The sequence below is a fragment of the Lysobacter sp. 1R34A genome, from assembly GCF_051217035.1.
In the GTDB taxonomy this organism is placed as follows: domain Bacteria; phylum Pseudomonadota; class Gammaproteobacteria; order Xanthomonadales; family Xanthomonadaceae; genus Lysobacter.
This window is the reverse complement of record NZ_JBPKJP010000012.1, coordinates 59,815-72,006: the sequence shown is the minus strand read 5'-3', so window position 1 is coordinate 72,006 and position 12,192 is coordinate 59,815. Positions and strand designations below refer to the sequence as shown.

Here is a 12,192-nt window from a genome sequence, read left to right as displayed (position 1 = left end):
GGCCCCCTGCTGTTGCTGCCGGGCCGCGGCACCCGCCTGAAAGGCCATGCCGATGCGCTGGCCCTGCTCGCGGCGATCCGCGCCGACGGCCGCGACGCGCGGTTGTGGCTGCCGGGCGCGCGCGAGGCCGGGCGCGAGGCCTACATCCTCGAACTCGAACAGGCCGCGCAGCAGCTCGGCATCGGCGAGGCGATCGCCTTCACCGCGCCGACCGACGCGATCGCCCGCGCCTATGCCGCCAGCGACCTGGTCCTGCAGCTCTCGCGCAAGCCCGAGGCCTTCGGCCGCACCGTGGTCGAGGCGCTGTCGTGCGCACGCCCGGTGGTCGGCTGGAACCACGGCGGCGTCGGCGAACTGTTGACCGAGCTGCAGCCGCGCGGCGCGGTCGCGCCGTTCGACCTGCAGGCGCTGCGCGCGGCGGCTTGCGAATTGCTAACGCAAGCGCCCGCGCCTGTGGATACGATGGCGTTTTCCCTGCGGGCGATGCAGGAGGCCACGCTTGCCGTCTATGCCGAACTCGTCGATCCCGCACACCGCGCCTGAGCCGGCGACGGCCGCGCCGCCGCCTGCCGACGCACCTCATGCGATCGTCGGCTGGCGCTGGGCGCCGGCCTGGATCCTGGCCTATGTGGCGCTGTTGTTCGCGCCGGGCTATGCCGAAACCGTCCTCTCCCTCGGTGCGCTGACCGCGCTGGTCCGGCTGGCGCTGGCGCGCTTCAACACCGGCGCGCGCCTGCTCAGCGATCCGGCCTGGGTGCTGACCAGCGCCCTGTTCGCGGCCTACTGGCTGCCGGAGCTGATTTCGGCGATCGATGCGGTCGACCCGGGCCGCGCCCTGCGCGAAGCCGCGGTCGACCTGCGCTATCTGCCGTTCCTGTGGCTGGTCGCGGCCGCGGTCGCGACCCGCCAGGGGCAACGCACCACCTTCGGCGGCTTGGCCATCATCATCGGCCTGTGGACGGTCGACGCCTTGTTGCAGGGCCTCACCGGCACCAGCCCTCTGTTCTTCGGCATCGATTCGCTGAAGCAGGCGATCAGCGGACACGGCATGTGCTCGGCCGCCGAGATCGCCAGCGTCGACCGCCTCAGCGGCGTGCTCGGCCCGTGCAATCTCAAGCTCGGCCAGGTGATCGCGAGCTTTTCGCCGTTCGCGCTTTACGCCGCCGGCCGCCGTTTCCGTCTCGGCGGTTGGCTGGTCGCGGCCGCCGCGGTCGGCGTGGTGGTGGTGCTGGCCGGTTCGCGCGCCTCGTGGATCACCTACGGCCTGGTGCTGGTGCTGTCGGGCTGGCGCCTGCTCGGCTGGAAGCGCCTGCTCGGCGTGTTCGCGTTCGGCGTGCTGGCTTTGGCGGTGCTCGACCAGACCACGCCGCAGGTGCACGACCGCCTCGCCCGCACCGCGCACATCGTCAGCGCCGACGTCGAAGGGCTCGACAGCGCGCTGTCCGGGCGCACCCGGATCTGGCGCGCGGCGCTGTGCATGGTCGGCGAGCATCCGGTCAACGGCGTCGGCGCGCGCGGTTTCCGCGAGGCCTTTCCGGCCTGCGACCCGCAGCCCGGACGCACGACGTCCTGGGGCGAAGGGCCGGCCCTGCATGCGCACCAGTTGCTGCTCGAAGTGCTCGCCGAAACCGGCGCCTTCGGCCTGTTGCTGTGGCTGGCCGGCGCCGCGCTGGCCTGGCGCGCCTGGGCGGTGGCCGATGCGCGCGCGCGCGAAGCCGCGCGGCCGGCGATGCTGGCCTTGCTGGTGACGGTGTTCCCGTTCAACACCCACCTGGCCTTCTATTCGACCTTCTGGGGCGGGCTGACCTTGCTGCTGGCGGCGCTGTACGCCGGCAGTCTGCTGGCGCAACCGCCGGACGAGGGCGAGGCGGCGTAGGCGGTTTCGCGATCAGGCCTTAGCGTTTTCGGCGTCCTGATCCGGCGCGGGTTTCTTGTACGGCGAGCGCATCCCCGGCGGACGGCGCTTGAAGCGGCGGTGGATCCACAGGTACTGGCTCGGCGCTTCGCGCACCATCGCCTCGATTTCGGCATTGACGCGGGTGCTGTCCTGCGTGGCATCGCTGGACGGAAACCCGGCCAGCGGCGCGCCGACGCGCAGGACGTAGTCGGCGCCTTCGCGGCGATGGAAGAACGGCACCACCGCGCACCCGCTGAGGCGCGCGAACTGGTGGGTCGCGGTGATCGTCGCCGCCGGCACGCCGAAGAACGGCGCGAACACCGTGTCCTTGCCGCGCATGTCCTGGTCCGGCGCATACCACAGGAAACCGCCCTGCTTGAGGTGGCGCATCGCCGGACGGATCTCTTCGTTGGTGAACATGGCCGCGGCATAGCGCAGCCGGCCGCGCTTGACCGCCCATTCCATGACCGGGTTGCGGTGCTTGCGGTACATGCCGGCCAGCGGCAGGTGGTCGCACATCAGCCGCCCGCACATCTCCAGAGTCATGAAATGGCCGGAGATCATCAGCACGCCGCGGCCGGCCGCGCGCACTTCGTCGAGTCGGTCCAGGCCTTCGATGCGCACCGTGCGCCGCATCGGCGCGACCTCGCCCCACCAGGCGCGGGCGAATTCGAAGAAGCCGATGCCCAGGTCGCGGAAGCTGTCGCGCAGCAGGGCCTCGCGCTCGGCCTCGCTCTTTTCCGGGAAGCACAGCGCCAGGTTGATGCGCGCCGCGCGCCGGCGCTGGCTCGCCGCGCGCAGGGCGAAAGCGCCGATCAGGCGGCCGAGCGCGCGTTGCAGGCCCCAGGGCAGGCGAGCGCCGAAACACATCGCGGCCAGGGCGAGCCACATCGGCCACAGGCGCGGCACCAGCAGGGAAGGGCGGGGGGGCAGGACGGGTTCGGCCATGGCGCTAGTTTATGCGGTGAGCGTGTAGTGCCGGTGCACTGCGGATCGCCGCAGCTTCGAGCAGCCAGTCCGGCGGTCGGCGATCGTGCGGCTGCGCCGTACCGCGGGCCTCGCGGTGCATGGCGCCGATGCGGTGCGAACGTCCTCGCATCGCCGGTTTTGCGCGCCCGGTCGAGGCCGGCCCGCCGTGCGATGAGCGCATCCACGACCGGATCACCTCCGCAAGCTTTATCCTTGTCGGATGCGGAAGGACTTGATCGAGCGCCTGTTGCGCGGCCTGTATTCGGTCGCGCTGTATCTGTTGGCGCCGGTGACGATCTATCACCTGATCTGGCGCGGCTTCCGCCAGCCGGCCTATTTCCAGCGCTGGCTCGAGCGCTACGCGGTCTATCGCGGTCCGGCGCAGACCCGCACCCTGTGGCTGCATGCGGTGTCGGTCGGCGAGGTCAACGCCGCGATCCCGCTGGTGAACGCCCTGCGGCGCGGCCGTCCCGACCTGCGCCTATTGGTGACCACGATCACCCCGACCGGTTCGGACCGCGCGCGTTCGGCCTGGGGCGACTCGGTCGAGCACGTCTATCTGCCCTACGACCTGCCCGGCGCGGTCGGGCGGTTCCTTCGCCATCACCAGCCCTGCGCGGCGCTGATCATGGAAACCGAGCTTTGGCCGAACCTGTTGTTCGGCTGCCGCGACCGCGGGATTCCGGCCTATATCCTCAATGCCCGCTTGTCCGAGCGTTCGTTGCGCGGCTACCGCGTGCTCGCGCCGCTGGTCGGGCGCGCCCTGCGCACGGTGCGCACGGTCGCGGCGCAATCGCGCGCCGACGGTGCGCGCTTCGTCGAACTCGGCGCGCGCCCCGAGCAGGTCACCGAGACCGGCAACCTCAAGTTCGATGTCAACGTGCCCGACGCGCTCGACGAATTCGCTCTCGAATGCCACCGCCACACCGGCGAGCGGCCGGTGTGGATCGCGGCGAGCACGCACGAGGATGAGGAAGCCGCGACGGTGGCCATGCACCGGCGCCTGCGCGAACGTTTCCCCGGCCTGCTGCTGTTGTGGGCGCCGCGCCATCCCGAGCGTTTCCGGGTGGTCGCCGAGAACGCCCGCAGCGCCGGCTGGCAGGTGTCGACGCGTTCGCGCGCGCGTTGGCCGCAGCCCGGCGACGATGTGTTCGTCATCGACACCCTCGGCGAACTGATGAGCTTCTACGCCTGCGCCGACGTCGCATTCGTCGGCGGCAGCCTGCAGGCTATCGGCGGGCACAACCTGCTGGAACCCGCCGCCACCGGCACCCCGATCGTGACCGGCCCGCACCTGCACAACTTCGTCGAGATCGCACAGCGGCTCGAAACCGCCGGCGCCCTGCGCATCGGCGCCGACGCCGACGCGGTCGAAGCCGCGGTCGAGCGCCTGCTGGCCGACCCGATCGAGCGCGCCAGGATGATCGACGCCGGCCGCGCCCTGGTCGAACTGGGCCGCGGCGCCCTGGCCCGCACCATGGCCCTGCTGCAGCCGGCGTTGCCGCCGCTGCCGTGAGCGCTGCGCGCCGCGCCCTGTAGGAGCGGCGTGAGCCGCGACTGCGGGATGGGCAGAAACGCCATCGTCGTCGTAAATCATCGACGCGAAATACCGGCACGCGGGTAGGAGCGGCGCAAGCCGCGACCGCGAACCCACAACCATTGCGCCAACGTCCGCAGAGCGTCGTCTTCGCAGCGGTGCCCGTGGTCGCGCCGTCGTTGCCAGGGCGCGGTCGCGGCTTGCGCCGCTCCTACAGTTGGAAACGCACAAACGAAAAAACCGCCGGAGGCCGGCGGTTTTTCGTGGAACTCCGAAGCTACCCGGAGTGTGGGCTCAGCGGGTCAGCGGCGGCGCTAGGTCGGTGGCGGCGTCGGCGGTCAGCAGGCGGTTGATGTCCTGCACGTCGGCGACGTCGAGCGAGCCGGCGGCCTGCTCCAGCAGCAGACGGTTCTGCAGGTAGTTGTATTTCGACTGGGCATAGGCCTGCTGCGCTTCCAGCAGGGTGCGCTGGTTGTTCAACACGTCCAGCACGGTGCGGGTGCCGACTTCCAGGCCGACCTGCGAGGCGTCGTAGGCGGCCTGCGCCGAGACCAGGGCGAGACGGCGCGCTTCGACTTCGCTGATGCCGGCGACCAGGGTCTGATAGGCGTTGCGGGTGGTGCGCACCAGCAGGCGCTTCTGGCGTTCGAGTTCGTCCTGGGCGGCGTCGCGGCGCGCCAGGGCCTGGCGCACGCCGGACTGGATGCGGCCGCCGGCGTACAACGGCACCGACAGTTCCAGGCCGATGCTCGGGCCGTGGTTGGCGTTGCCGGGGGCGTTCATGGTCTGGCCCATGAAGGTGCGGTCGCCCCAGTTGGCGTTGTCGCCGTAGCTGCCGCTCAAGCTCAGGGTCGGCCAATGACCGGCGCGCGCGGTTTCCACGCCGATCTCGGCGGCGCGCACCTGCAGGTCCTGCGCCCGCAGCGAGGGATTGTTCTGCACCGCGTTGGCGACCCAGCCTTCGACGTCCTGCGCTTCGGGCAGGCTCGGCTTGAAGTCGGCCGGCAGCGCCTTGAGCGTGCGCACCGGCTGGCCGGTGATCTGGCTCAGGCCCTGGTAAGCGTCCTCGACCGCGTTGCGCGCGGTGATGGTGCCGGCGCGGGCGGTGTCGTACTGGGCGCGCGCTTCGTGCACGTCGGTGATCGGCGCCAGGCCGACTTCCAGGCGCTTGGAGGCGTAGTCGAACTGCTTCTGCAGCGCGGTTTCGGCGGCTTCGGCGGCGGCCAGGTTCTCGAGCTTCACCAGCACGTCGAAGTAGGCCGCCGAGGTGCGCGTGATCAGTTCCTGGCTGGCCGACTCCAGGGTGAAGTCGCTGGCCTGGCTGATCGCATTCTGACCCTGGTAGGTCTTGATGCTGGCGCGGTTGTAGATCATCTGGCTCGCGGACAGCGCGTAGTTGCGCGAGGTGCTGTCGGAGCGAAAGTCGACGCCGGCCGGGACCGGGTCCGGATCGGTCGGGTCGCTGCTGCCCGAGCCGCCTTCGGTGGTGGTGCGGCTGCGGGTCAGCCGCGCGGTGCCCGACAAGGACGGCAGCAGCGCGGCGCGGGCCTGGATGCGGTCTTCCTTGGTCGCCAGACGGTTGGATTCGGCCGCCGACAGCTGCGGGTCGCCCTGGCGCGCGAGTTCGTAGGTCTGCAACAAGTCTTCCGCCGACGCGACGGCCGGCAGCAGGGATAAGGCCAGGGCAAGAACGAGAGGGCGGCGGATCATGCGGCTTCCTTGAGCGTTCAGAACTCGAAGGCAGGCGCGGGGGCCGCGCCGACGAGATAGGGGAGGTCGGTTTCGAACAACGATTGGATGCGCGCAGCGTTGACATCGTTGCGTTCGCCGGCGGTGACCCGCAGTCCTTCCATGGCCGGCGAGCGGCCGCGGACGACGAACAGGCGCCCGTCGGGCTGCAGCCACTGCAGCCACTGCGGCGGAATCTCGGCGACTGCGCCGGTCACGCAGATCGCGTTGAAGCGGCGGTCGGTGCGGTAAGCCAGGGCGTCGGCTTCGACGACCTGGACGTTGTCGATCGATTGCGCGGCCAGGCGCGCGCGCGCAGTCGCGGCGAGGTCGGCGTGAAGCTCGAGGCTGACCACTTCGCGGGCGAGGCGGCCGAGGCAGGCGGTCAGGTAGCCGCTGCCGGTGCCGATCTCGAGCACGTCGTCGGTCGGGTCGACCGCGAGCGACTGCAGGGTGCGGCCTTCGAGCACCGGCTTCATCATGAATTCGCCGTGCGCCAACGGCAGCTGCACGTCGGTATAGGCCAGATTGCGGTGCGCCTCGTCGACGAAGGCTTCGCGCGGCAGGGCCGCCAGCACATCGAGCACGCGCGGGTCGAGCACGTCCCACGGCCGAACCTGTTGTTCGACCATCAGTTCACGTGCTTTGGCGTAATCGAGCGTAGTCATCGGGGCGTCTTCATGGTGCGTGGGAACTGCGAATTCTACCGGGACCGCACGACCCCCGGAGCAAAAGAATTAACCACGCCCCGGTTCGGGCTTAGTGCCGAAAGTCACCGGAACTCTCGGCACCGTGCGGGTTTCGGGCCGTGGCGCGGCGGTTTCAGCGCTCGCGGCGGGCGTAAGCGCGCAGGAACATCGTCACCGAGGCGTCGATGTGCGCACGCACCTCGGTCCGGCCCGGCGCGCCGCAGCCGAACATCAGCAAAGCGTGCGGCTCGCCCTTGACCAGGCAGAAAAACTGCGGCGCGGCGCGGGCCACGTCGTCGATCTCCAGCTCGCCGGCCTCGACCCGGCGTTGCAGCAAGGCGGTGAATTCGTCGTGCAGCCGTTGCGGGCCGGCCTCCCAGAACATCTTCGACAGCGGCGACTGGGCGACCTGGGGCGAGCACAGCAGGCGGTGGATCTGGATCGCCTCGGGCGAGCTGACCATCTCGTAGAAGGCATTGGCGATCGCCAGCAGGCGCTCGCGCAGCGGCGTGGCCGGGTCGGGCACGAACATCAGCGGCGGCAGGTGCTGCTCGCAATAGGCCTGGACCGCGGCGCCGAACAAGGTCTCTTTGTCGCCGAAATGGCTGTAAACCGTGAGCTTGGACACGCCCGCGCCGGCGGCGATCTGGTCCATGCTGACCCCGTCGAACCCCTCGGCCAGGAACAGGCGCTTGGCCGCGTCCAGGATCGCGTTGCGCTTGCTCAGATCCTTCGGGCGGCCAGGGCCGGCCGGCTTGGCCGGAGGCGAGGGGGGGCTGGAGGGGCGGGGCGAAGGCATAAGGAATACTGGACTACCGGGTTCGTTATTTATACAGTACTGACAAGTACATTAATTCGCGATGAGGCCAACCGCAATGCGCCACCGGACTTTTTCCGCCGCATCCTCCGCTCCGATGCTGTTCGGCGCGGCGCTCGTGCTGGTCCTGACGGCCTGCGGCAACGGCCAGCAGGTCGAAGAGTCCCCGCGGCCGGTGCTGGTCGCCCGCCCGGGCGGCACGGTCAACGGGATCTCGGCCTTCGCCGGCGAAGTCCGGGCCCGCGAAGAAAGCCCGCTGTCGTTCCGGGTCGGCGGCAAGCTGGTCGAACGCAAGGTCGACGTCGGCGCCCATGTTGCCGCAGGCCAGGTGCTGGCGGTACTCGACGCCGGCGATCTCGACGCCCAGGCGCGCGCGGCCCAGGCCCAGCTCGCCGCCGCCGAGGCCGACTACGGCCGCGCCCGCGCCGACCAGATCCGCTATGCGCAGCTGGCCAAGGACCAGTTGGTCAGCCGCTCGACCCTGGACGCCCAGGACGCGGCGGCCAAGGCCGCGCTCGGCCAGGTCAACGCCGCCCGCGCCAACCTCGAGGTCGCGCGCAACCAGTCCGCCTACACCCATCTGCGCGCGCCGAGCGCCGGGGTGATCGCCAGCCGCAGCGCCGAGGCCGGCCAGGTGGTCGCCGCCGGCCAGCAGGTGTTCGCGCTGGCCGCCGACGGTGCCCGCGAAGTCGCCTTCGCCGTGCCCGAGGGCGCGATCGCGACCTTCAAGCCGGGCCAGGAGGTGTTGATCGAATTGTGGTCGCAGTCCGGCCAGCGTTGGCCGGGCCGGGTCCGCGAGGTCTCGCCCGCGGCCGACCCGGCTTCGCGCACCTACGCTGCGCGAGTCACCGTCGACGCGCCGGCCGGCACCCTCGAGCTCGGCCAGAGCGCACGCATCTACCTGCCCAACCAGGCCGCCAGCGGGCTCAGCGTGCCGCTCGCGGCGGTGCAGCGCAGCGCCAACGGCACCGCCGTGTTCGTCGTCGACATCAACAGCGGCACGGTCAAGCTGCGCCCGGTCAGGACCGGTCCCTACGGCCCGGAGCGGGTGCCGGTGACCTCGGGCCTGCAGCCCGGCGACTGGGTCGTCGCCGCCGGCGGCCACCTGCTGCGCGAGGGCCAGAAAGTCCTCGCCGTCGACCGCGACAACCACCCGGTCGAGCCCGCCTCGCCGAGCGGCGGCAAGCGCCCGGCGCCGAACGCCGCAAAGCGCTGACCCCCGGCTCCCTGCGACCTCCGACCAGGCCGGCCATGCCTCCGCGCTACCGCCCGCACCCTCACCCCAACCCTGTCCCGCCGCCGGGACAGGGGCCTACGAAGTGAGCTGATCCATGCGCTTCAATCTTTCCGAATGGGCCCTGCGCCACCGCAGCCTGATCGTCTACGCCATGCTGGTGCTGGCCATCGCCGGTGCGATGTCCTATCTGCGTCTCGGCCGCAGCGAGGACCCGGCCTTCACCTTCAAGGTGATGGTGGTGCGCACCCTGTGGCCCGGCGCGACCGCCGAGGAAGTCTCGCGCCAGGTCACCGAGCGCATCGAGAAGAAACTCATGGAGACCGGCGAGTACGAGTTCATCCGCTCGTACTCGCGCGCCGGCGAGTCGCAGGTGATCTTCGCCGCGCGCGATTCGATGCGCTCCAGCGAGATCGGGCCGCTGTGGTACCAGGTGCGCAAGAAGATCGGCGACATTCGCCCGACTTTGCCGAGCGACGTGGTCGGCCCGTTCTTCAACGACGAATTCGGCGACACCTTCGGCAACATCTATGCGCTGACCGGCGAGGGCTTCGACTACGCCGTGCTCAAGGACTACGCCGAGCGCGTGCAACTGGCGCTGCAGAGCCAGACCGACGTCGGCAAGATCGAGCTGATCGGCGTGCAGGACGAAAAGATCTGGGTCGAGCTGTCGAACGTGAAGCTGTCGACCCTGGGGGTGCCGGCGCAAGCCGTGCAGGAAGCGCTCAATCAGCAGAACGCCCTGGTCGCGGCCGGCTTCTTCGAGACCCCGACCAGCCGCGTGCCCTTGCGCGTCGGCGGCCAGTTCACCTCGGTCGAACAGATCCGCGAATTTCCGATCCGGGTCGGCGACCGCACCTTCCGCCTGGCCGACGTCGCCGACGTGCGCCGCGGCTTTTCCGATCCGCCGCAGCCGCGCATGCGCTTCATGGGCCAGGATGCGATCGGCATCGGCGTATCGATGAAGCAGGGCGGCGACATCCTGCGGCTCGGCAAGACCCTGGAATCGGAATTCGCGCGGCTGCAGAAGACCCTGCCGGCCGGCATGGAACTGCGCAAGGTCGCCGACCAGCCCGCCGCGGTCGAGGAATCGGTCGGCGAGTTCGTGCGCGTGCTCGCCGAAGCGGTCGCGATCGTGCTGTTGGTGAGCTTCTTCTCGCTCGGCCTGCGCACCGGTCTGGTGGTGGCGCTGTCGATCCCGCTGGTGCTGGCGATGACCTTCGCGGTCATGGATTTCTTCGGCGTCGGCCTGCACAAGATTTCGCTCGGCGCGCTGGTGCTGGCGCTGGGCCTGCTGGTCGACGACGCGATCATCGCGGTCGAGATGATGGCGATCAAGATGGAGCAGGGCTTCGACCGCCTGCGGGCCGCCGCCTTCGCCTGGGACAGCACCGCCTTCCCGATGCTGACCGGCACCCTGGTCACCGCGGCCGGCTTCCTGCCGATCGCGACCGCCGCCTCGAGCACCGGCGAATACACCCGCTCGCTGTTCCAGGTGGTGACCATCGCCCTGCTGGTGTCGTGGATCGCCGCGGTCGCCTTCATCCCCTTCCTCGGCGACAAGCTGCTGCCGGACTACGGCCACGCCGCGGCGCCGCCGAAGCCCGGTTCGCTGGCCGCGCGCTGGCACGATGCGCGCGTGGCCTGGGCCCGGCGCCTGCCGATGCTCGCCAGCGTGATCGCGCCGAAGCCGCCGATAGACGGCCACGCCCACGACCCGTACGAATCCAAGTTCTATGTGCGCTTCCGCGGCTGGGTGACCTGGTGCGTGCGCCGGCGCTGGCTGGTGATCGGCATCACCGTCGGCGCCTTCCTGCTGTCGGTGTTCATGTTCCGCTTCGTGCCGCAGCAGTTCTTCCCGGACTCGGTGCGCCCCGAACTGATGGTCGACATGGAGCTGGCCGAAGGCAGCTCGCTGCGCCAGACCGGCGAGCAGGCCAAGCGCCTGGAGGCCATGCTCAAGCAGCGCAAGGACCTGGCCAATTACGTGTCCTACGTCGGCACCGGCTCGCCGCGCTTCTACCTGCCGCTCGATCAGCAACTGCCGGCGGCCAACTTCGCTCAATTCGTGCTGATGCCGAAGGACCTGCAGGCCCGCGAGACCCTGCGCACCTGGATCATCCAGGACGTGGCGCCGCGCTTCCCGGAGCTGCAGTTGCGGGTGACGCGACTGGAGAACGGGCCGCCGGTCGGCTATCCGGTGCAGTTCCGCGTGTCCGGCGAACACATCGACCAGGTGCGCAAGATCGCCAATCAGGTGCGCGAGAAGATCCGCGCCAACCCGCACGTCGCCAACGTCAACCTCGACTGGGACGAGCCCAGCAAGGTCGTGCGCCTGCAGGTCGACCAGGAGCGCGCGCGTGCGCTCGGCATCAGCTCGGCGCAGCTGTCGCAGTTCCTGTCCAGCTCGCTGTCGGGCTCGCACATCAGCACCTACCGCGAAAGCAACGAGCTGATCGAGATGCTGCTGCGCGGCCCCGAGCAGGAACGCCTGCAGCTCGACATGCTCGGCAGCCTGATGGTGCCGACGAGCAACAACCGCAGCGTGCCGCTGACCCAGATCGCCACCCTCGAATACGGTTTCGAGGAAGGCATCATCTGGCACCGCGACCGTCTGCCGACGATGACCGTGCGCGCCGACATCTACGACGGTACCCAGCCGTCGAGCGTGATGGCGCAGATCTCGCCGACCCTCGACGGGCTGCGCGCCAAGCTGCCGTACGGCTATTCGATCGACATCGGCGGCAGCGTCGAAGACTCGGCGCGCGGGCAGAAGTCGATCAACGCCGGCATGCCGCTGTTCCTGTTCGCGGTGTTCACCCTGCTGATGCTGCAGTTGCGCAGCTTCTCGCGCAGCTTCATGGTGCTGCTGACCGCGCCGCTGGGCCTGATCGGCGTGACCCTGTTCCTGCTGGTGTTCCGGGTGCCGTTCGGCTTCGTCGCGATGCTCGGCACGATCGCGCTGGCCGGCATGATCATGCGCAACTCGGTGATCCTGGTCGACCAGATCGAACAGGACCGCAGCGAAGGGCATGAGCCGTGGAAGGCCATCGTCGACGCGACGGTGCGGCGGTTCCGCCCGATCGTGTTGACCGCGCTGGCGGCGATCCTGGCGATGATTCCGCTGTCGCGCAGCGCCTTCTTCGGCCCGATGGCGGTGGCGATCATGGGCGGCCTGATGGTCGCGACCCTGTTGACCCTGCTGTTCCTGCCGGCGCTGTACGCGGCGTGGTTCCGGATCAAGGTGCCGAGCGAGACTTGAGGTCGAAGCGACTGTCGCGCCGAATACCCTCTCCCATTTACGGGAGAGGGGTTGCGCAG

General features: G+C 69.9%; 9 protein-coding genes. 5 read left to right on the top strand and 4 right to left on the bottom strand.

From position 1 onward, the window contains the following. Nucleotides 1-543 (top strand): glycosyltransferase (locus ACSAMQ_RS05985; protein ID WP_435394779.1); only part of this gene is annotated, 543 nt, incomplete at its 5' end. Then, nucleotides 509-1,876: an O-antigen ligase family protein gene (locus ACSAMQ_RS05980; protein ID WP_435394782.1), complete on the top strand. Its 1,368-nt coding sequence runs from the start codon at nt 509-511 to the stop codon at nt 1,874-1,876. The genes ACSAMQ_RS05985 and ACSAMQ_RS05980, both read left to right, overlap by 35 nt. 12 nt (nt 1,877-1,888) lie before the next feature. Here the strand turns inward: ACSAMQ_RS05980 and lpxL are convergent, their stop codons facing one another. Further along, entirely contained in the window at nt 1,889-2,845 is a 957-nt protein-coding gene (gene lpxL, locus ACSAMQ_RS05975) for an LpxL/LpxP family Kdo(2)-lipid IV(A) lauroyl/palmitoleoyl acyltransferase (protein ID WP_435394778.1), read from the bottom strand. Nucleotides 2,846-3,086: 241 nt separating this feature from the next. On the opposite strand from lpxL, the gene waaA reads away from it, so the two are divergent. Then, nucleotides 3,087-4,382, top strand: a complete 1,296-nt coding sequence (gene waaA, locus ACSAMQ_RS05970; RefSeq protein WP_435394777.1) for a lipid IV(A) 3-deoxy-D-manno-octulosonic acid transferase — start codon at nt 3,087-3,089, stop codon at nt 4,380-4,382. Nucleotides 4,383-4,697: 315 nt separating this feature from the next. Here waaA and ACSAMQ_RS05965 read toward each other — a convergent pair whose 3' ends face one another. The 3 genes from ACSAMQ_RS05965 to ACSAMQ_RS05955 all read right to left on the bottom strand — a co-directional run bounded on the left by ACSAMQ_RS05965 (nt 4,698) and on the right by ACSAMQ_RS05955 (nt 7,619). After that, nucleotides 4,698-6,113, bottom strand: a complete 1,416-nt coding sequence (locus tag ACSAMQ_RS05965) for a TolC family outer membrane protein (protein WP_435394776.1) — start codon at nt 6,111-6,113, stop codon at nt 4,698-4,700. A 17-nt stretch (nt 6,114-6,130) separates the two neighbouring features. Continuing rightward, a complete protein-coding gene (locus ACSAMQ_RS05960) occupies nt 6,131-6,799 on the bottom strand; it encodes a protein-L-isoaspartate O-methyltransferase family protein (protein ID WP_435394775.1) in 669 nt (222 codons plus the stop codon). Between the two features lie 154 nt (nt 6,800-6,953). After that, nucleotides 6,954-7,619 carry a TetR/AcrR family transcriptional regulator gene (locus ACSAMQ_RS05955; protein WP_435394774.1) on the bottom strand — a complete coding sequence of 222 codons (666 nt, stop codon included), beginning with the start codon at nt 7,617-7,619 and terminating at the stop codon, nt 6,954-6,956. A gap of 76 nt (nt 7,620-7,695) precedes the next feature. On the opposite strand from ACSAMQ_RS05955, the gene ACSAMQ_RS05950 reads away from it, so the two are divergent. Together ACSAMQ_RS05950 and ACSAMQ_RS05945 are read left to right on the top strand one after the other, a co-directional pair. Then, nucleotides 7,696-8,853, top strand: coding sequence for an efflux RND transporter periplasmic adaptor subunit (locus ACSAMQ_RS05950; RefSeq protein ID WP_435394773.1), 1,158 nt, complete (start codon nt 7,696-7,698; stop codon nt 8,851-8,853). A 115-nt stretch (nt 8,854-8,968) separates the two neighbouring features. Next, nucleotides 8,969-12,133: an efflux RND transporter permease subunit gene (locus ACSAMQ_RS05945; protein ID WP_435394772.1), complete on the top strand. Its 3,165-nt coding sequence runs from the start codon at nt 8,969-8,971 to the stop codon at nt 12,131-12,133. Nucleotides 12,134-12,192 lie beyond the last annotated feature (59 nt).